Origin of the sequence: Aquimarina rubra (genome assembly GCF_042684305.1) — a bacterium.
Taxonomy (GTDB): Bacteria; Bacteroidota; Bacteroidia; order Flavobacteriales; family Flavobacteriaceae; genus Aquimarina; species Aquimarina rubra.
Window position 1 is genome coordinate 220,494 of the sequence record NZ_JBHULE010000002.1, and the last position, 21,130, is coordinate 241,623.

Here is a 21,130-nt window from a genome sequence, read left to right on the forward strand (position 1 = left end):
TGTTAAGAAATAAGTAATTATCAAATCTTGCTTTTGAGTCGAAAATAAAACTGATGGCGATTAAAATTAAAAGCGTAAAACAAAAAATAATTACTTATGTATGTTAAAAAGATCATTACAGTCGTCCTGATTGTCCTATATCATTGTACAATGCTTGCACAAGACGGCGTTACATTAACAGGAACAATTACTTCTCAGGAAGATGGAATTCCAATACCAGGCGTTAACGTTTTAATATTGGGATCAAATACAGGAACAACAACAGATTTTGATGGATATTACCAGCTTAAAGTAAAAAAAGGAGATGTAGTTTCTTTTTCTTTTACCGGAAAGAAAACAATAACTGTATCAATTGACAATCAAACAACCCTGGATGTAGCTCTAGAAGAAGAAGCATCAGAACTGGAACAAGTTGTAGTTATTGGATATGGGGTTCAGAAAAAATCAAGTTTAACAGCTTCTGTAGCCAAATTAGAAAACAAGAATTTAGATGAATTACCTTACTCTGATGTTTCTAATAGTATAAAAGGTAAAATTGCCGGAGTTCAAATAAGAAACACTACTGGTAATGTCGGTGATGAACCGGAGATCATAGTAAGAGGTATTGGTTCTATTAGTCTTAGCTCTGCTCCTTTAGTTGTGGTCGATGGATTTCCTTTTGATGATGGACTTCAGTTCATCAATCCCAGTACGATTGAATCTATAGAAGTTTTAAAAGACGCAAGTTCTACAGCTATCTACGGATCTAGAGGTGCTAACGGTGTTATACTGATCACAACTAAACAAGGAAAAGCAGAAAAAACCTCATTTGAATTTAAATCCTTATCCGGTTTCAAGCAAGCAGCAAGAAGCATTGACCTTCTTGATGCCATCCAATTCTCTGACTTGGATAGAAATAGAGATCAACTAGTAGAAAATTTTAATGCTCAACAGGAAAACAGGGAACCTAACTTCATAAATTATGATAATGTTCAAATAGGTAAAAGAACTATCGCCCAAAACATTGGCGGACCAACAAATTGGCAAGAAGAAGCCCTAAGAAATCCTGCGAGAATTGATAATTATCAGCTCAACGTATATGGTGGAGGAGCCAGAACTAACTATTTAATATCTGCAAATTATATTTATGACGAAGGCCTTAGAAAAGATAATGATTTAGAAAGATTAAATTTATCTGCTAGACTTAAATCTAAATTATCAGATAATTTAAGTTTTGATTTAAAAATCAACCCTTCTTATACACTTACTAGAAGATCTTCTATTAATTTTACGGATACCGGAAGATATGAAACTTGGATACCTGTAAGACATAACCAATATACATCCGATTTAACCGGACAACCTGTAGGAAGTTATGCGCACGCCTTACATTTTAGAAATCTGAATTTTGACTATATAGACCCTGTAACTGGCGAAACAGAAAACACTGGGAATTTAGAAAACCTATGGTCATCATCAAATTTTAATCCTATCTCTAGACAAGAAGCTAGTAGAAGAAATCGTTTTGAATACAGATTACTAGCCAATGGATCTGTAAAATGGAAAATTGCTAAAGGACTTACTTTAAGATCCTCATTAGGAGGATATGTCAGATACCGTACTGCTGAAGAATTTTTTGGGTCAGACGGAGATCGTGATGGAGAAACTGAAGGTATTTTAGCAGATCAACTTACTGTTAAATACATCAACGAAAATACTTTAAATTATAACAGAAATTTTAATGGACATGATCTTGGGTTATTAGTAGGTATTACTTATGAGAATACCGCGGAGCGCCTTAGTAATCTAAGAATTACCAATTTTGATGATGAAACGATCACTACGCTCAATGCAGGAACTATTATAGATTTACCAAATACATTTACCCTAAAAGATGAAACCATATTATCTTCTTACTTAGCCAGAATTAACTATGCCTATAAAGATCGTTATTTACTTTCTTTAGCAGGAAGAGCAGATGGTTTCAATAAATTTGGTAAAAACAATAAATATGGAGTTTTTCCATCTGTTTCTATTGGTTGGAATGTAGCTAACGAAAACTTCTGGAGAAATAGTATTGGAAATACTGTGAACAATCTAAAACTTAGATCTAGTTGGGGTATTAGTGGAGCAGCACCTCCTTTATTCTCTTTTCTTTCACAAACGATTATTGATTTTAGTAATTATAGTATAGGTCCAAATGGTAGTTTAATTACTGGTCAGGGAGAAGTAGATCCGCTTCAAGGAAACCCTGATATCACCTGGGAAACAAACACAGAATTTAATAACGGTATTGATCTTGGCTTTTTTAATAACTCAGTAAATCTAACTGTTGACTATTATTACAAATTATCAGAAAAACTACTATTAAGACAGCAAATATCTAACACGACTGGTTTTGACGAACAATGGAATAATATTGGAAAAGTACAAAACTCCGGTTGGGAATTCGATCTATCCACAAACCTTGGAAAAGGTAAACTGAAATGGCAAGGAAACGCAAACATTTCTTTTAATAGAAATAAACTTATTTCCTTTGGTGGTTCAGAAAGAGCTATTAACAATGGAGAAAGAACCGACCAATACATCACCAGAGTTGGAGAGCCATATATTCAGTTCTACGGATATAGAACAAACGGTATTTTTCAGGATGCTGATGATCTTGCAAACAGTCCAAGTGGTATCACTGATGCAGTTGGTGGTCTTAAAAGGGTGGATGTAAATGGTGATGGTATTATTAATGAAGATGATAGAACCGTAATTGGTGATCCTTTTCCTGATTTCATCTGGGGATTCACCAATACGTTTACTTATGGAAATCTAGACCTTAACTTCTCTTTTCAAGGATCGCAAGGTGGTGAAGTTGTATGGGGAGAAGCATTTTACAATGAAGTAGAACGTTACAGCGCTGTATACTCAGAAGATCAATGGTTCAATGAGAATATTCCTGCAAGCAGACCAGGTGTTAGAATCGGAGTACCTTGGTTAGAAACTGATTATGCTGTACAGGATGCGTCTTATATTTCCTTACGAGAAGTAGTATTAGGATATACAATCCCTAACGATTCTGCTACCAAAATAGGACTAGAAAAAATGAGAGTATATATTTCTGGTCAGAATTTATGGTATAATGCAGCCGATGACTATTTAGGAAATAATCCTGAAGGAAATACAGATAGAGGAAATGTTCTAATCAGAGGATACCAAAGAGGAGTTACACCAGTGCAGCGTCAGCTGGCACTTGGATTGGATATCAATTTCTAAAAAGTAATTAATCAAAGTCTATTTCAGTAAGAATTAAGTCAAACTAATATCGGATACCGAAATACAGGCGAAAAAATATTTATAATGAAACATATTTTTAAACTTCAAAACAGATTCATAAATTTTAATATTTATGCATTGTGCTTGGCATTAGTAACAATGTCTTGTGATCTTGAAGAAGATGTAATTTCTTTTAGATCAGATAATAATTTCTACAGTAACCAGGAAGAATTAAATAGAGGGTTAATTGCAACATATTCTAGTTTATATGATGTAATGGCTGTAGAATGGAATGTTACAGAGTTGCGTTCTGATAATACCTTTACCAATCCAGATAGATCACCAGAATCCGATGCTCCTCGTTTTACATTAGATCGTCTTACGGTAGATACTAACAATTCTATAAATCAAGAATATTATGCATCTTGTTATAAAACCATTGCATTGGCCAATAGAATTTTGGCTAATTTGGATGTGGTAGAAGATCAGGATCTAAGAAATCAATACGAAGGAGAAGCTAGATTTATGAGAGCTTTGATGCACTTCAATTTAACAAGATTATATGGAAGTACGGTAATTGCAGATAGAGTATTAATTGGCGAAGAAGGTTTCGAGTTATCTCGTAGACCGGTAACCGAAGTATATGACTTCATTATTGACGATCTAAACGAAGCAATCATCCTTTTACCAGAAGTATATGATGATTCTGAATTCGGAAGAGCAACAGGAATTGCAGCTAGAACCATATTAGGAAAAGTTCATTTATCAAGTCCTACAAGAGATCTAGAAGCTGCTATTACTCAACTTGAATATGTAAGGGATCAAAGTGATAGAGATCTTATATCAAATTACGATCTCCTTTTTCAACCAGGTAATGAGATAAATAGTGAAGTTATTTTTTCAGTACGATATGAACAAGGACTTATTGGTTTAGGTTCCCCTTTCCCTAACTTCTTTGCTCCTTTACAAAGTGATGGAAATGTAGTTTTCGGAAACGGTGACGGGCTTAATGTTCCTACCGAAGATGTTTCTAACTCATACGTAACCGATGACCAAAGAAAGCTTTCATCTATGGCTGATAGTTATATCGCTACTAACGGAACTGAGATTTTCAACAAACACGTAACAAAATATAATTCTGAATTTAATGCATTAGACGATGGAGATGTAGATTGGCCTGTGACACGATTTGCAGATGTACTATTAATGCTCTCTGAAGCTTATATCGATGCCCGAGGAATTTCTGAAGCTTTAATAGAATTAAACAAAGTAAGAGAACGAGCTGGTCTAACTGCCCTAACAGAAACAGATATAAACTCAAGTTTTGCATTTAAACTTGCCTTAGAGAACGAAAGACGTCTCGAGTTTGCCTTTGAAAACCACAGGTTTTTCGATCTTTTAAGAACCAACAGAGCTTTAACCGTTATAAATGAGCACTTTATCACAGAATTTGCATACAACAATCCGGATAATCCAGATCTTGATGCAAGTCCTATCTCTGATTTTCAGTTATTGTTACCAATCCCACAAAGAGAAATTGATCTAAACCCGAATCTGGCTCAAAATGTAGGTTATTAATGATTATAACTAAACAACATATCATAACTAGATTAGTATTAATCCAACTATTTTTTATTGGATGTATCGGTTTCGCCAATGAGATTAAAGTAGCGTCTATTGATGAATTTAATAGTGCCATAAAATCTGTAAAAGCAGGAGATCGTATCATACTTAAAAATGGAGAGTGGAAAGATGTTAAACTAGTTGTAAAAGGTCAGGGAACTTCAGAAAACCCAATCGTCATTGAAGCAGAAGAATCCGGTAAGGTATTTATTACCGGAGATTCTAGCTTAAAGATAGCAGGAACTCATTTAATTGTAAAAGGTTTATGGTTCAAAAATGGTTTTACTTCAGATAAATCTGTGATCTCATTTAGAGTGAATTCTAAAGAATTTGCAACACATTCCAGACTTACTGATTGTGCTATCACCTATTATAACCCGAGCTCCAAAGCAACAGATTACAAGTGGGTTAGTGTCTGGGGAAAAAATAACAGAGTAGATCACAATTATTTTGCAGGTAAAACTAATTCTGGTACTACACTGGTCGTTTGGTTAAAAGGAGAACAACATATCCAGAATAATCATAGAATTGATCATAATTATTTTGGAGAAAGACCTTCTTTAGGATTTAATGGAGGAGAAACGATACGAATTGGAACTAGCAAAAATTCTCTATTATCTTCCAGAACCATTGTAGAAGATAATGTTTTCGAAAAATGTAATGGAGAAGTAGAAATTATTTCTAACAAATCTTGTGATAACGTATACCGTAACAATCTTTTTTTGGAAAGTGAAGGTGTTTTGACACTAAGACACGGTAACAGGTGTTTAATTGAAAGTAATGTATTTATTGGAAACCAAAAACCAAATACAGGCGGTATCAGAATAATTAATGCAGGCCATGTTGTTAGAAATAATCTAATGATGAATCTAACCGGAGATGGGTTTAGAGGCCCAATTGTAATTATGAATGGCGTACCTAACAGTCCTGCAAACAGATACCATCAGGTTAAGGATGTTAACATTCAGAACAATACCATCATTAATTGTTCTCCTATTCAGCTTTGTGCAGGAAAAGATGAAGAAAGATCTTTAGCACCTATTAACACTGTTTTTGCCAACAATTTAATTTTCAATGATAAAAACGGTGATATTGCAACTGTACACGATAAATTAGATGGCTTTAAATTCTATGGGAATATTCTTGATTCTGAAAAAGGTTTCAATCAGTCAGGGTTTACAAAAGTAAAAGTCAACTGGGATGCTTTAGACAATATTCTTTACATTCCAAAAACTACCAATGAGGAATTAATAAAAAATTCTAAACCTGAAGGTAAGCCGACCAAACTTGACATCACTGGAACAAAGAGAGACACTTTTGTTGCCGGAGCATATAATCTTGGAAATAATAAGCTTCCAAAGGCACTTGTTTTACAAAGTGGTACTTCGTGGGATTCTAAAGTTACACCACAAAAACCAATAGTTACATCAGAAATTATTGAGGTAGAACCTGGAATAGGAACTTTGCGCAAAGCGCTTAAAAAAGCTTCTACCGGTAGTATTCTTAAACTAAAGCCTGGAGAATATATTTTAGAAAAAGGAATAAAAGTTAGCAATAGTATCACTATTGAAGGAAATTCTGAAGACAAAAAACCTTTATTAAAAGTAAAAGAAGGATTAGAAAAAAATCCAACCTATTTCTTTAGAGTTGAAGGAGGTACCATGTTACGACTAAAAAATCTGGAAATTTCAGGAGAATTAAACACTCCTATAAAATATGCAGTAGTTTCTCCTGATAAAGGTATATCTGAACCATACTCTGTATTTATTAACAATTGCTACATCCATGATTTTAAAAATAAAAATGGTAGTAGTGTATATAAAGGATACAAAGGAACCTTTGCAGACACGTTGAGCATAGTTAATTCCAGAATCGAAAATGTTTATAGAGGAATAAACCTTTCAGAAGAGAAAGATGATACCGGAAAATATAGTGCTCAAGTAGTATATATCGACAACACCATTTTTAAAGATATAGAGCAATGGGCAGTAAACTATTACCGAGGTGGAACTGATGAGTCTACTTTAGGAGGAAAACTGGTAATAGATAATTCGGTATTCAGCAACGTTGGCAATATAGAAAAAGGTACTGTTCTTAAAACTAATGGTATTGTTTGGGTTGATATCAAAAACTCTGTATTCGAAAAAAGTTATAAAGTGGTTAACCCTGTTAACCTAAAAGGAGCTAAAAATAGTATTAGCAATTGTGTCATTTTTGAATGTGGTACGGTAAAAACAACAAAAGGAGCATCTGCAAAAGATATCCAATATAAAAACCCTAAATGGGACGATAAAAACAACTTTATTCCAAGTGAGAAATCACCGTTGCTTAAAACAAAACGCATTGGATTGAAGTGGGAAGCAAAAAAATAAAATTAACACCATAGAATTATGAAAAATTACGAAGCATCTTTCAAGAGAATCTTAGCAGGGCTATTGGTTTTCTGTTTAATGTTGATATTTGTAATATCCTCATCTTGTGATGCGGATATAGAAGTAGATCAAACTGTTGAAGAAATAGAATCGGCAACCCCGATAATCACCAGTTTTTCTCCGTTAAATGTAGAAATACTTGAAGACGTACTTGTAGAAGGAGAATTTCTTCAATTTGTTGATAGAGCAACTATCGGTGGTATACCAACTGAAATTAAAAGTAAGATAAGTGATACACAGATTTTATTAAGAGTCGATCCAGCGGTAATCTCTGGTCCTATCGTGCTTATCAATGATTTAAGTAGACAAGGTGCAGAAAATCTTGAATTTACGGCTACCTCAACAGAAAGTTTAAGTGTATCCTACCCTGTACCTTCTGTAACAAGTACTATCCCAAGTGAAGCTACAGCAAACGACTTACTGATTATAGAAGGCTCTAACCTTGGTGTGGTATCAAGTGTAACGTTTGGAGGAGTTGCCGGTGTAATTTCCTTCCAGGAAAATGATGTAATCGTAGTAACCGTTCCTAATCCCGGTACGTTGGATCCTGTTACCGTTAATTTAGTATTTAATAGTAACAATGGCGACATTACACAAGAATTGAGTCCTTCTTTTCTGGTAAACATACCAACACCAGAACCGGATAACGTACCTAGAATAATGGCCAGAGATAATATGGTAACCATCACTGGAGCTAATATTAATTTTACAACATCGGTAACTATAGATGGTATTGAAGCAACAATCACTACGTCGCCCACAGAATTAACTTTTATGGTACCATCTGGAGTAACAACAGGTATTGCAGAAGTTATTATAACAGATACTGAAATGCGCCAAACGGTATTTAATATACCTTATATTAATGGTCCTTATTATGAATATTACGACTTTGATACTAAAGCTCTTGAAACCGTAAGAGATAATAAAAATGGAGATCCTTCAGAAGTAGTATTATCATTAGGAGAAGATGCATCAGAGCAGCCAAGATTTACCGGAATGACAGAACCTTTTGGAAATAGATATTTGCATTTAGATTATCCAAAAGCTACAACCAGTACTTTAGCATCTATATATTGCTATGATTTTAGCGACGATTTTGGTACCGAAGAAATGGGAGAAGAATCAGCTGCTTTAATCGATCCTGCGGGTAGATTTGGTGGTAACCCTGTATTACATTTCTGGATGAGAATTAATGGTGCAAATTGTAGAACAAAAATTTACTTGGGAACTTCGAGTGCACAGCGTAGAGAATCCAATGGTCCTCTTTTAGATACAGCAGGAGAATGGGTATTGGTTGCTGTAAGACTTAATGGATTTATGGATAGCGCTGCTGATTTCTCCAGATTCCACTTCCGCCTCACCGCTGGTAGTTCATCCGATAATATTCCTAGATCTGCTGACTATGACTGGATAATTGTAACAGATAGAGTACTGACGGAATTTGGAGCTGTAGATTATTCTGCTGCCTCTATTACAGACCAAACATTTTGGAAAGATCAAGGTTAAAAAATAATAAATAACGAATCATACAAAATCATAGATGATCCCATCACCTTTACATACTAATCTGTTAAGGTTAGGCATTCTTTGCCTAACCCTAACTCTTAGTGTTCTTAGTTTTAGCTGTAACCAAGAAGGCAAAACAGAAAACAAAACGGAGCTTAAAAACCAAAAGCCCGTGCTTTCGTTATCTAGTTCTCAAGCAGAAGAAATCAAAGGATTATTAGCTGAAAACAAGGTTTTAAAAACCTCTTTTGATCAACATCAGAAAAAAGCAGATAAAGCTATTCTTAACGGTGTAGAAATACCCATGCCTAAGGATCCTGGCGGTGGATATACCCACGAGAAACACAAACGTAACTATGGGGAAATGTATGCTGCAGGAATTACCTATGCAATAACCGGAGATACTAAATATTCCAAATTTGTAGCTGATATGTTATTAGGATATGCAGAAATGTATCCAAAATTACCTTTACATCCCAAAAGCAAAGAAAATCATCCTGCCGGAAAACTTTTCTGGCAAGGACTCAATGAAAGTGTATGGTTGGTTAATTCCATACAAGCATATAATTTAGTAAGTGATGCTATTTCTAAAGAAAACAAAATAATAATCGAAGATAATGTCTTCAAGAAAGTAGCAGAATTTATCAGTGTAGATTCTAAAAAAACCTTTAATAAAATACATAATCATGGAACCTGGGCAGTAGCGGGTGTTGGTATGACAGGATATGTTCTCAAAGATCAGGATATGGTCGATCGTGCGTTATACGGAAGTAATAAGGATAAAGAAACCGGTTTTCTTAAACAAATCGATATGCTTTTTTCTCCAGAAGGATATTATTCTGAAGGTCCTTATTACCAGCGATATGCTATGATGCCTTTTATGCTTTTTGCACAAGCGATCCAAATCAATCAACCTGATCTAAACATCTTCGAATACCGAGATCAATTATTAGGTAAAGCGGTAACCACAGTATTGCAACTAACTGATGAAAATGGTGCTTTTTTCCCATTTAACGATGCGTTAAAAGAAAAAAACTATTTAACCAGTGAATTGATATTTGCCAGCAATATTGCATACGCCTATTATAAAGATACCTCGCTACTGCCTATCATTTTAGAGCACAAAAAAGTAAGTATCTCCGGAGCGGGATTAGAAGTTGCTAAAGCTTTGAAAGATTTTAAACCAAAAGCGTACGAAAAAAAATCATTACTAATTACTGATGGCAAAGATGGTCAAGACGGCGGATTAGCACTCTTAAGAATGCCTAATGGAAGAAATAATCAAAAACTTACTTCTGTTTTTAAATTCGCTTCGCAAGGAATGGGACACGGACACTTTGATAGACTATCCATATTTCTATATGATGGAAAACAAGAAATTTTACAGGACTACGGTGCTGCCAGGTTTCTAAACGTAGAATCCAAAGAAGGAGGACGATATCTTCCTGAAAATAATACCTGGGCAAAACAAACTATTGCCCACAACACAGTAACGGTAGATGAAACTTCTCAGTTTGGTGCTAATGTAAAAACATCGAGTAAAGTGAGTCCTCAATTACTTTTTTCCAACTTAAAAGATGCTAATCTTCAAATTGTTAGTGCAAAGGAAGAGGATGCATATCAAGGAGTTATGATGCAAAGAACATTGGCTTTAGTCAAAAAAGAAGCTTCAGAAAGACCTCCTTTTATTATTGATGTATACGCAATTAAGGCTCAAGAATCGCATCAATATGATCTTAACTTTATGTATCAAGGACAAGTAATGGAAACTAATTTTGAGTATCTAAAAGAAAAAACATTAGTACCTCTTGGAGTTAAAAATGGATACCAACATTTATGGAAATTAGCAGAAGGCAATAGCAATAAAAACTTTGCTACGTTAACCTGGTTAAACCAAAATAGCTTCTACTCTATCTCCAGCCTTGTAAATACCGACAGTAAAATGGTTTTTTCAAGATTAGGAGCTAATGATCCTAATTTTAATCTTAGAAATGATGCTTCTTATATGATAAGAGAAAACAATAAGAAAAATCATGTTTTTGTCAATATCATAGAACCTCATGGAAACTTTGATCCGAAATTGGAATCAGTTCAAAATCCGCATTCTGATGTTAATAATATTCAATTGATCTATTCTGATGAGATGTACACCATTGTAGAAGTGATATTCAAAAATAATGAACACTATACATTAATGATCGTTAATCAAGAACACGATCCACACAAACAACATAAAGTGACTATTGATGACCAAGCATATCAATGGACGGGAAATTATAATTTAAAAACCAACTAAACAATGAGCTACTCAAAAATAAAAAGCGACGTATTCTTTATAACCAAAGATAAGCCGTGGGAACAAGCCGCAGAAGGTATTACACGACAGATGATCGGTTATGACGTAAATATTATGATGGTTAAAGTAAACTTCGAAAAAGGAGCGATTGGATATATCCACGATCACTTTCATTCTCAAACCACCTATGTAGAATCCGGAAGTTTTGAAGTTACAATCGGAGATGAAAAAAAAATATTGAATGCAGGTGATGGATTCTTTATTCCTCCTAATGTTCCTCACGGTGCTGTTTGCCTGGAAGCAGGAGTTCTTATTGATGTATTCAGCCCAATACGCGAGGATTTTTTAGAAATTTCACATCAAAAGAAGTAATTAGATGACTAAAATTAAAGGATTACGTTGGTGGGTTATAGGCTTAATCGCCTTAGCTACTGTGATTAATTATATCGACAGGCAATCACTTAGTGTGTTGTGGCCAGATATTGCTGAAGAATTATATCCAGATAAGTCCGCAGACGAACGAAAAGATATTTACGGTTGGATCTCCTCGATTTTCCTATTTTCTTATGCTTTTGGTCAAGCTATCTTCGGAAAGATTTTTGACAAAATAGGTACACGGTTAGGTTTCGCCCTTTCAATAGGTTTTTGGTCTATAGCAACTGCATTACACGCATTAGCAAAAGGTTTTCTTAGTTTTTCGATCTTCAGATCTATTTTAGGTATTGCTGAAGCAGGAAATTGGCCTGGTGCTGCAAAAGGAAATGCAGAGTGGTTCCCGGCTAAGGAACGTGCTTTTGCCCAAGGAATTTTCAACTCAGGTGCCGCCATTGGAGGTATCATATCAATTCCTGCCATCGCCTTTATGACCATTCATTTTAGTTGGCAAATGATATTTATTATCATTGGAACTATGGGATTGCTATGGTTGATCCCATGGATGCTAATTATGAAAGCACCTCCGGGAAAGCACCCTTGGCTTACCGAAAAAGAGAGGAATTATATTCTTGACAAATCGAAATCAGAAAATGTAGATCAAATTGAAAATGAAAACGAACTTGATGAATACAATCCAGAAACTGGTAAAATGCTATCTCATAAAGAGAGTTGGGGAGTAATTTTTTCCTCAGCTGCAATTGATCCTATATGGTGGCTGTTTGTATTCTGGATTCCTATCTATCTATCAGAAGTATATGGTATGGATGTTAAATCAATTGGAATCTATGGTTGGGTACCTTATGTAGGAGCTATGATTGGTGCATGGTTTGGAGGACTTTTGGCACAGAATCGTATTAAGTCAGGTTGGAGTATTAATAAAACTAGAAAGTTTGTTATAACCCTAGGTTGTTTAATTATGCTTCCTTGTTTCTATTTGTTATCTGATCCGGGAAGCCCTGTCAATGCTGTAATTATTATGGCCGTTATTCTTTTCGGATTTCAAACAGCTATTGGAAACATACAAACATTACCGAGCGACTTATTTGGTAAAAAGACAGTTGGAACACTCTCTGGCCTGTCCGGAATGTCGGCAAAGTTTGCTGGAGTAGGTCTAACCGCACTAGTATCTACTTTAACTGCCGGAGGAAATTACACCCCAGCATTTATAGTTGGAGGCGTTTTGACCTTAATAGTACTGGCAAGTGTATGGATTTTATGCGGAAACATTCAGCCATTAACTGCTAAGAAATAATAAAACCCTTAGAAAAATAAATATTTAATCAACTAATAACTATTAATATAAAAAAAATGGATTCAAAAGGAAAAATTGCTATCGTAACCGGAGCAACTGGCGGTATTGGTTTCGCTGTTGCAAAAAGATTAGGTAACGATGGATATACTGTAATTTTAAATGGTATAGAAGACGATAAAGGAGCAGAAAGAGTAAAAGAGCTTACTGCCGAAGGAATAACTGCCGAGTATTATGGATTCGATGTTACAAACGAAGAAGCAGTTACTTCTAATATAGAGGCTATAGGAGAAAAATATGGTAAAATTGATCTACTGGTAAATAATGCCGGAGGATTAGGAGGAAGATCCAGGTTTGAAGGAATGACCACAGAATTTTACAGATCTGTTATGGCACTAAATCTGGACTCAACATTTTTTGCATCCAGAGCTGCTATTCCCTATCTTAAAAAAGGAGAAAATGCTTCAATCATTAACTATACATCCAACGCAGGATGGACCGCCGGAGGTCCCGGAGCTGGAATTTATGGAACATCAAAGGCCGCTGTTAATGCAATAACAAGGGCATTGGCAAAAGACCTGGCTGAGTATGGTATTAGAGTAAATGCAGTATCACCGGGTACTATCGACACTCCATTTCATGCCCAAATAAAATCAACAAAACCTGAAGTTTTTGCATCTTGGAAAAATAATATTTTATTAGGAAGACTAGGCCAGCCGGAAGATGTAGCTTCTGTTGTATCTTTCTTAGCTAGCAATGACGCTGCTTTTATAACTGCAGAAACTATCCAGATTGGAGGAGGACAAGCTTTAGGAATTTAAAAATAAAGAACAATACAGAATGAAAAAAGTAGTAACCTTTGGAGAAGTTTTAATGCGTATAGCTCCTTTGGGAAATAAAAAATTAAAACAATCTAACCAATTAGAATACTACTTTGGTGGAACCGAAGCGAACGTAGCAATATCACTTGCCCAATTCGGAAACAAAACACAACATATTACAGCAGTATCCAACGATTTCGTTGGTGATGCAGCAAAGAGCTACTTGCAGAAACTGGGAGTAGATACTGGTTTGATTATTGACTCGCGTCATCCTCTGGGATTATATTTCCTGGAGGTTGGTGCAGTCATGCGATCAAGTACCATTGCCTACAATAGGGCAAACTCAGCTTTCTGTAATATACAACCCGAATCAATTGATTGGGAGTCTGCTTTAGAAAACTGCGATTGGTTTCACTGGACAGGTATCACTCCTGCCCTATCTATGAATGCGTTTCAAGCTTTAAAAGACGGAATAGAAATTGCTCATAAAAAAGGAATCACCGTATCTGCAGATCCCGCATACCGAAGCGGTCTGTGGAATTATGGTCATAAAGCTAAAGAGGTACTCTCTGAGTTAGTAGCCTTGTCTAACATATTCATTGGTGGCCCTAATGAAATTAATGAATTGCTGGAAACTAATTTCTCTTATGATAATGATGACTTTATAAAAGCAAGTAAACTTTTAATGGAGAAATATAACCATATAGAAGGAGTTTTTGATAAAACAAGAGTTTCTCTTAATGCCAGTTGGCATAAAATAAAAGCCAGAATGTGGAACGGAGAAAAGTTTTCTGAAACAGATGAATTAGAAATTACTCACGTAATTGATAGAATCGGCACGGGAGATGCATATGCAGCAGGCTTAATTCACGGACTAATGCATTATGAGGATACCAAAGCAATGGAATTTGCTAATGCGTCTTGTGCGTTAAAACACACCATAGAAGGAGATGCTAATCTGGTAACAGAAGCAGAAGTATTAAGTATTATTCAAGGTAATTTATCAGGTCGAATAAAAAGATAATATGGCACAATATACACGAATTGAGGTTGCACAAGTAATGGGAAACACAGGTATTGTTCCCCTATTTTATCATAAGAATATTGATATATCCAAAAAAGTGATCAAAGCTTGTTATGATGGCGGTTCCAGAGTTTTTGAGTTTACTAATAGAGGTGATCACGCTCAGGATATTTTTACAGAACTATCTAAATGGATTGACGACGAACTACCGGGTATGATTCTGGGAATAGGATCTATAGTAGATGCAGGTACTGCATCTCTATTTATTCAGAAGGGTGCTAATTTTATCGTTTCACCTGTTCTAAATCCAGAAATAGCTAAAGTTTGTAATCGTCGTAAAATAGCTTGGCTACCAGGTTGTGCAACACTTACTGAAATAAATTACGCTGAAGAGTTAGGGGCAGAAATCGTAAAGATATTTCCTGCCGCTCAAGTAGGTGGCCCCGATTTTGTAAAAGGTGTCAAAGCTCCATGTCCGTGGACAAGTATTATGCCCAGCGGAGGTGTTACTCCAGAAGAAAAAAATCTTACAGACTGGTTCAATGCAGGAGTGCATTGCGTAGGAATGGGATCCAAGCTTATTACGAAAGATGAAAATGGAAACTTTGATTATCATAAAATAACAGAATTGACTAAGAGTTCACTAAGGATTGTCAAAGATTTAAAGCGTAGCAATCATTAATTTTTCTGCATTCATCGATCTAAAGACTTATTTCGAATAACAAATTGCTAACAAATCAATTGAATCACATGATTTTCAATAAAAATTGTGTTAAATAAAAATAAATTTATATATTTGGTTAACCAATTTGGTCAACCAAACATATAAAAATTAAATTCATTCTATCATCAAATAATTCGATTATGAAAAATTTATTACTATTATTAGCTACTTTCGGTAGTTTTGGAGTTATTAATGCTCAGTCAATATTCTTCAGTGAAATATTAGCAACTCCGCCAGGTACTGATACGGATCGTGAATACATCGAACTAAGATGCGACGATTGTACTCCTGGCCAAGTATTAGACAACATATATGTTATATCAGTAGAGGGAGATAAAGAAAATACTACTGGAACTGGGAGGATAGATTATATTGAAAGCTTAGATGGTCTTGTAATGGGCGCCAATGGTTTTATCGTCATTGCCACAGCTGCCTCTCAAGGCTCATTCACCATAGATGCAGGAGCTGCTATTGTAACCTCTACTACTCCTGATATAGAAAACTTATCACAAAATTGGTTTATAGTACAAACTACTGGAGATACAGATATCCCTGATACGAGTGATGATTTAGATAGTATGAATAATGGTACTATAGATGATGCCACATTCTTGTCCTGGACAATTTTAGATTCAATAAGTCTTATTGACGATGACGGTGCTGGTGCTGATGGTGAAGCTGCTTATTCTTCACAAATTGTTATTTCTGAACCTGATAATAGTGGAGATGCCAATTTTTCCACTCAAGCTGGTTCTAATATATTTTTCTTGCCTTTAAATCCCCCAGGAACTTCAGATGCCTCTCTACCTATTGAATATGTTGCACGTGTTGGTAATTCAACTGGAAGTACTATTTCGGATAGTGTATCTTCTGATTGGCTTGTTGCTAATATTAGTTCAAGTGGTGATTTTCCTAATTACACTATAAGATCTGGAGGCTCTAATCAAATAGATGCAGTTCCTCAGTTTTATGAAGGTGAATCCATAAATCATATAGGGTCAGAAAATCTAGTACCTGCAATATTATCTGTAACAGAACAAGAATTAACAGATGACATCTCCTTTTTCCCTAATCCAACAAAGAATGTTATAAACATAAATTCTAAAAACGATCTTATTTCTTCTATCGAAGTATTAGATGCAACAGGAAAAATACTAGTTCAGAAAAAAAATAACTTGGATGTAGTTGATTTAAGCAACTTATCAACTGGATTATATTATATGAATGTTTACGGAGAAAGTGCACGAATTACCAAAACCGTAGTAAAGAACTAGCGTACTTTATAATAGTTTGATTTTAATTTGAGTTAGAAAATACCCTTGCAAAATTTTACAAGGGTATTTCTCTTCAATATATATTTTAAAAACAACTGCAATGAAATCATTTAATTTATTCGTTTGCCTTCTAATTACTCTAGCAACCCAAGCTCAAGTAACCCTGAATGCCGATGGAACCGGTAATACCTATGAGTTAATTACCTCCGTTTTAGCTTCAGGATACAATCCTATAGAATCTCCGGGAGAAGTAGATGGCTCCTGTGATAATCACTCCTCTTTTGGAAGGCATATTTCTGAGGTTTTCAATAGTGAATTAAATGATCATGTTTTCAAATTTAGTATACACGTATCAGAAGATAATGATAGATGTAAAAATTTTGATCGTCAGCGAAATGAAATTAAATCTTATAATCAATCACCTGACAACTTAAAAGGAACTATTGGAGAAACTGTGTTGTATAAATGGAAATTTAAACTTGATGCCGGATTTCAAGCTTCTAGTAAGTTCACCCATCTTCATCAGCTAAAAAGTGTAGGTGCAGATGCTGCCGAAGAGAGTCAACCACTGATTACTTTAACGGCCAGAAAAGGAAATCCCGATAAACTAGAATTAAGATATGCCCCCACTACTTCTCAATCAACGCTTACTTCGGTAAATCTTTCTTTATTAAAAGGGAATTGGGTAGAAGTTTCGGAAACAGTCACTTATGGGGAGACTAATAATGCGACCTATACTATTATAATTACTAATATGAATACAGGAGTAGAAATCCTGAATTATTCTTCTTCTGAATTAAGAATGTGGAAAACAAATGCTGATTTTATCCGACCTAAATGGGGCATTTACAGAAGCCTTGTTAATGCCTCTGATCTAAGAGATGAAGAAGTACTATTTGCAAATTTCTCAATAACTGAAAACCCTCAACTATCTGTTCCCTCAGTATCCAAAGATGATTTATTTACTGTATTTCCTAATCCCACAAAAGGAATCGTTAATTTCAACTTTCGTGAAAACATAAAAAGCTACAACGTCTCTATTCTTGATTCATCAGGAAAAATTATCAGAGAAATATCTGAAATTGGTGATAATAATAAGATAGACATTAAGAATCTATCCGATGGAACCTATTTCATTAAATTAACAGATTCTATAACCAACACTTATACTGTAAAGCAAATGGTGAAAGCAAATTAGAGGTCGAAAATCTTGCTTAAGATAAACTCAAAAAAAATCCCGCCAAAAAGCGGGATTTATGTTTATATAATTGAAATAATTACTTACTCAAGTACATCTTACGTCTAGAGTATAGATCATAAAACTGATCATCCTTAAGATCATCAATAAATAAGATGCTTTCTCCGGTACTCTTCATCTCTGGTCCTAGTTTCTTATTTACATTCGGAAATTTATTAAAAGAAAATACAGGTTGTTTTATAGCGTATCCGTCTAAATGGGGTTTGAAATCAAAATCTGTGACCTTCTTCTCTCCTAACATTACCTTGGTTGCATAATTTACATAAGGTTCTCCGTATGCTTTTGCAATAAAAGGTACTGTTCTGGATGCTCTTGGATTCGCTTCAATAATATATACCGTATCATCTTTGATAGCAAACTGTATATTAATTAACCCAACCGTATTCAACGCCAATGCTATTTTATGTGTATGATCTTTAATCTGCTGCATTACAAACTCTCCCAGATTAAATGGAGGTAATGTAGCATTAGAATCTCCAGAATGTATTCCACAAGGCTCTATATGCTCCATAATACCTATGATGTACACATTTTCTCCATCACAGATAGCATCTGCTTCTGCTTCTATTGCTCCATCCAGATAGTGATCCAACAATAATTTATTGTTAGGTATTTTACGAAGTAAATCAACTACGTGTTCTTCTAATTCCTGCTTATTAATTACGATCTTCATTCCCTGTCCTCCTAACACATAAGATGGACGTACTAATATCGGAAAATTAAGACGATCTGCTACGGCTAACGCTTCATCAGCAGTTTCGGCGGTGTCAAACTCCGGATAAGGAATATTATTTTCTTTTAACAAGGTAGAAAAGCTTCCTCTATCCTCGGCAAGATCTAATGATTGATAGGTTGTACCAATAATTTTAATTCCGTAACGGTCTAGTTTTTCTGCAAGTTTCAAGGCAGTTTGCCCTCCTAACTGAACAATAACACCTTCTGGTTTCTCGTGTCTTATGATATCATAAATATGTTCCCAGAAAACAGGTTCAAAGTATAATTTATCAGCTGTATCAAAATCCGTAGACACGGTTTCAGGATTACAATTGATCATAATTGTTTCATATCCACACTCGGCAGATGCTAATACTCCGTGAACACAACAATAATCAAATTCAATTCCTTGTCCGATACGGTTAGGTCCAGAACCTAATACAACTATCTTCTTTTTATCGGTTACTACACTTTCGTTCGCTACGGTAACCTGTCCATCAGGAGTTTCGATTTCTGCCTCAAAAGTAGAATAGAAATAAGGAGTTTGTGCTTTAAACTCTGCAGCACAAGTATCTACAAGTTTGTATACCCTGTTAATTCCTAGTTCATCTCGCTTATTGTATACTTCACTTTCGTAACAACCAACCATATGAGCGATCTGTCTATCTGCAAATCCTTTTTGTTTTGCTTCGAGAATCAACTCTTTTGTTAAGGACTGAATAGTGTATGTAGAAATCTCTTTTTCTAATAAATGTAATTCTTCATATTGTTTTAAGAACCACATATCAATTTTGGTAATCTCGTGGATTCTACTCAACGGAATCCCCATTTGGATTGCATCATAGATCACGAATACTCTATCCCAACTGGCATATGTAAGTTTTTCTATGATCTGATCATAATTCTTATAACCTTTCCCATCTGCACCTAATCCATTTCTCTTAATCTCTAATGACTGAGTCGCTTTATGCAATGCCTCCTGGAAAGAACGTCCAATCCCCATCACCTCTCCTACTGATTTCATTTGTAATCCCAGTCTACGGTCAGATCCTTCGAACTTATCAAAGTTCCAACGAGGTATTTTAACAATTACATAATCGAGTGTAGGCTCAAATAAAGCCGATGTAGATTTTGTAATTTGATTATCCAATTCGTCTAATGTATAACCAATCGCTAATTTTGCCGCTATTTTAGCAATGGGATATCCGGTTGCTTTAGATGCCAACGCTGAAGAACGAGATACACGAGGATTAATCTCAATAGCGATAATTTCTTCTTTATCATCGGGACTAACTGCAAACTGCACATTACATCCACCTGCAAAATCGCCAATGCTTCGCATCATATGAATAGCCATATCACGCATACGTTGGTATGTCTTATCACTAAGTGTCATTGCCGGTGCAACAGTAATCGAATCTCCCGTATGAATTCCCATTGGATCCATATTTTCTATCGCACAAATGATTACAACATTGTCATTGGCATCTCTTAATAACTCTAATTCGTACTCTTTCCAGCCGATTAGTGCTTTATCAATCATTACTTCGTGAATAGGAGAAACCTCTAATCCTCGAGTCAGTAATTCATCAAAATCTTCTTCTTTATATACAAAAGATGCTCCAGCCCCACCTAAGGTATAGGATGCTCTAATTACCAACGGAAAACCAAACTCCTGAGCAATCTCCTTTCCTTTAAGATAAGACCCTGCCGTTGCTTGAGGTGCCATTCCAATCCCAATCTTAAGCATTAACTCTCTAAACTGCTCACGATCTTCTGTGATATTGATAGCATCGATATCAACACCTATAATCTCAACATCAAAATCTTTCCAAATTCCTTTCTCATCTGCTTCTATACAAAGATTCAAAGCAGTTTGTCCACCCATCGTTGGTAACACAGCGTCAATCTGAGGATGTTCTTTAAGAATCTCAATGATTGATTTGGTATTCAGTGGTTTTAAGTATACGTGATCCGCCATGGAAGGATCCGTCATAATAGTTGCCGGATTAGAATTGATGAGGATAGTTTCTATTCCATCTTCTCGCAAAGAACGTAAAGCTTGTGATCCTGAATAGTCAAACTCACATGCTTGGCCAATAATGATTGGTCCCGATCCGATGATCAATATACTTTTGAGTTTTTCGTTTTTTGGCATTTTGGTGTTGGTATTGAAATTTAAAAAATATTTTTAGGAATCGACCAGATATAAAAAAAGGCGTTACTCCTAAAAGTAACACCTTAATATTTTCATTGCACTAGAATCATTAGTGCTTATGTCTTAATTCTGAAGAAACAGATAGCTTTTTTCTACCTTTAGCTCTTCTACGAGCAAGGACCTTTCTACCATTAGCAGAAGCCATACGCTCTCTAAAACCGTGTTTGTTTTTTCTCTTTCTCTTCGATGGTTGAAACGTTCTTTTCATTGCTATCTATCTTTATAAATCTTCTTGAAATCTCTTTTTGTAAAATTAATGGGGCTCTCATCCCAAAACTGCGGGCAAATATACGAAGAGTTTTTACTTTCA

General features: G+C 35.2%; 14 protein-coding genes. 12 read left to right on the forward strand and 2 right to left on the reverse strand.

Annotated elements, in window-relative coordinates; all coding sequences use genetic code 11:
• The first annotated feature begins 150 nt into the window (after positions 1–150).
• The 12 genes from ACFSR1_RS01490 to ACFSR1_RS01545 all read left to right on the forward strand — a co-directional run bounded on the left by ACFSR1_RS01490 (position 151) and on the right by ACFSR1_RS01545 (position 17,828).
• Positions 151–3,243, forward strand: coding sequence for a SusC/RagA family TonB-linked outer membrane protein (locus ACFSR1_RS01490; RefSeq protein WP_378288935.1), 3,093 nt, complete (start codon positions 151–153; stop codon positions 3,241–3,243).
• A gap of 84 nt (positions 3,244–3,327) precedes the next feature.
• Entirely contained in the window at positions 3,328–4,821 is a 1,494-nt protein-coding gene (locus ACFSR1_RS01495) for a RagB/SusD family nutrient uptake outer membrane protein (protein ID WP_378288937.1), read from the forward strand.
• A complete protein-coding gene (locus ACFSR1_RS01500) occupies positions 4,821–7,238 on the forward strand; it encodes a polysaccharide lyase 6 family protein (protein ID WP_378288939.1) in 2,418 nt (805 codons plus the stop codon). Before ACFSR1_RS01495 ends, ACFSR1_RS01500 begins: the two co-directional genes overlap by 1 nt.
• 18 nt (positions 7,239–7,256) lie before the next feature.
• A complete protein-coding gene (locus tag ACFSR1_RS01505; protein WP_378288941.1) occupies positions 7,257–8,807 on the forward strand; it encodes an IPT/TIG domain-containing protein in 1,551 nt (516 codons plus the stop codon).
• Positions 8,808–8,841: 34 nt separating this feature from the next.
• Positions 8,842–11,103 carry an alginate lyase family protein gene (locus tag ACFSR1_RS01510; protein WP_378288943.1) on the forward strand — a complete coding sequence of 754 codons (2,262 nt, stop codon included), beginning with the start codon at positions 8,842–8,844 and terminating at the stop codon, positions 11,101–11,103.
• A gap of 3 nt (positions 11,104–11,106) precedes the next feature.
• The gene (locus tag ACFSR1_RS01515; RefSeq protein WP_378172263.1) at positions 11,107–11,475 is read left to right on the forward strand and encodes a cupin domain-containing protein; all 369 of its coding nucleotides are present in this window, start codon (positions 11,107–11,109) and stop codon (positions 11,473–11,475) included.
• A 4-nt stretch (positions 11,476–11,479) separates the two neighbouring features.
• Complete coding sequence (locus ACFSR1_RS01520; RefSeq protein ID WP_378288945.1) at positions 11,480–12,790, forward strand: MFS transporter; 1,311 nt, start codon at positions 11,480–11,482, stop codon at positions 12,788–12,790.
• A gap of 56 nt (positions 12,791–12,846) precedes the next feature.
• A complete protein-coding gene (locus ACFSR1_RS01525) occupies positions 12,847–13,608 on the forward strand; it encodes an SDR family NAD(P)-dependent oxidoreductase (protein WP_378288947.1) in 762 nt (253 codons plus the stop codon).
• A gap of 19 nt (positions 13,609–13,627) precedes the next feature.
• On the forward strand, positions 13,628–14,632 hold the full coding sequence (locus tag ACFSR1_RS01530) for a sugar kinase (protein ID WP_378288949.1): 1,005 nt from the start codon (positions 13,628–13,630) through the stop codon (positions 14,630–14,632).
• 1 nt (position 14,633) lies between these two features.
• Positions 14,634–15,314, forward strand: a complete 681-nt coding sequence (locus ACFSR1_RS01535) for a bifunctional 4-hydroxy-2-oxoglutarate aldolase/2-dehydro-3-deoxy-phosphogluconate aldolase (RefSeq protein ID WP_378288951.1) — start codon at positions 14,634–14,636, stop codon at positions 15,312–15,314.
• Between the two features lie 182 nt (positions 15,315–15,496).
• On the forward strand, positions 15,497–16,630 hold the full coding sequence (locus tag ACFSR1_RS01540) for a T9SS type A sorting domain-containing protein (protein ID WP_378288952.1): 1,134 nt from the start codon (positions 15,497–15,499) through the stop codon (positions 16,628–16,630).
• Positions 16,631–16,730: 100 nt separating this feature from the next.
• Complete coding sequence (locus ACFSR1_RS01545) at positions 16,731–17,828, forward strand: T9SS type A sorting domain-containing protein (protein WP_378288954.1); 1,098 nt, start codon at positions 16,731–16,733, stop codon at positions 17,826–17,828.
• 79 nt (positions 17,829–17,907) lie between these two features.
• On the opposite strand, the gene carB is transcribed toward ACFSR1_RS01545, so the two are convergent.
• Entirely contained in the window at positions 17,908–20,760 is a 2,853-nt protein-coding gene (carB, locus tag ACFSR1_RS01550) for a carbamoyl-phosphate synthase large subunit (RefSeq protein WP_378288956.1), read from the reverse strand.
• A gap of 109 nt (positions 20,761–20,869) precedes the next feature.
• Complete coding sequence (gene rpmH, locus ACFSR1_RS01555) at positions 20,870–21,028, reverse strand: 50S ribosomal protein L34 (protein WP_081414554.1); 159 nt, start codon at positions 21,026–21,028, stop codon at positions 20,870–20,872.
• Between the last annotated feature and the right edge of the window lie 102 nt (positions 21,029–21,130).

Bases quoted from the DNA above. Each gene is read 5' to 3' on its own strand.
- ACFSR1_RS01490 (WP_378288935.1), top strand. From the start codon at position 151: ATGCTTGCACAAGACGGCGTTACATTAACAGGAACAATTACTTCTCAG.
- ACFSR1_RS01495 (WP_378288937.1), top strand. From the start codon at position 3,328: ATGAAACATATTTTTAAACTTCAAAACAGATTCATAAATTTTAATATT.
- ACFSR1_RS01500 (WP_378288939.1), top strand. From the start codon at position 4,821: ATGATTATAACTAAACAACATATCATAACTAGATTAGTATTAATCCAA.
- ACFSR1_RS01505 (WP_378288941.1), top strand. From the start codon at position 7,257: ATGAAAAATTACGAAGCATCTTTCAAGAGAATCTTAGCAGGGCTATTG.
- ACFSR1_RS01510 (WP_378288943.1), top strand. From the start codon at position 8,842: ATGATCCCATCACCTTTACATACTAATCTGTTAAGGTTAGGCATTCTT.
- ACFSR1_RS01515 (WP_378172263.1), top strand. From the start codon at position 11,107: ATGAGCTACTCAAAAATAAAAAGCGACGTATTCTTTATAACCAAAGAT.
- ACFSR1_RS01520 (WP_378288945.1), top strand. From the start codon at position 11,480: ATGACTAAAATTAAAGGATTACGTTGGTGGGTTATAGGCTTAATCGCC.
- ACFSR1_RS01525 (WP_378288947.1), top strand. From the start codon at position 12,847: ATGGATTCAAAAGGAAAAATTGCTATCGTAACCGGAGCAACTGGCGGT.
- ACFSR1_RS01530 (WP_378288949.1), top strand. From the start codon at position 13,628: ATGAAAAAAGTAGTAACCTTTGGAGAAGTTTTAATGCGTATAGCTCCT.
- ACFSR1_RS01535 (WP_378288951.1), top strand. From the start codon at position 14,634: ATGGCACAATATACACGAATTGAGGTTGCACAAGTAATGGGAAACACA.
- ACFSR1_RS01540 (WP_378288952.1), top strand. From the start codon at position 15,497: ATGAAAAATTTATTACTATTATTAGCTACTTTCGGTAGTTTTGGAGTT.
- ACFSR1_RS01545 (WP_378288954.1), top strand. From the start codon at position 16,731: ATGAAATCATTTAATTTATTCGTTTGCCTTCTAATTACTCTAGCAACC.
- carB (WP_378288956.1), bottom strand. From the start codon at position 20,760: ATGCCAAAAAACGAAAAACTCAAAAGTATATTGATCATCGGATCGGGA.
- rpmH (WP_081414554.1), bottom strand. From the start codon at position 21,028: ATGAAAAGAACGTTTCAACCATCGAAGAGAAAGAGAAAAAACAAACAC.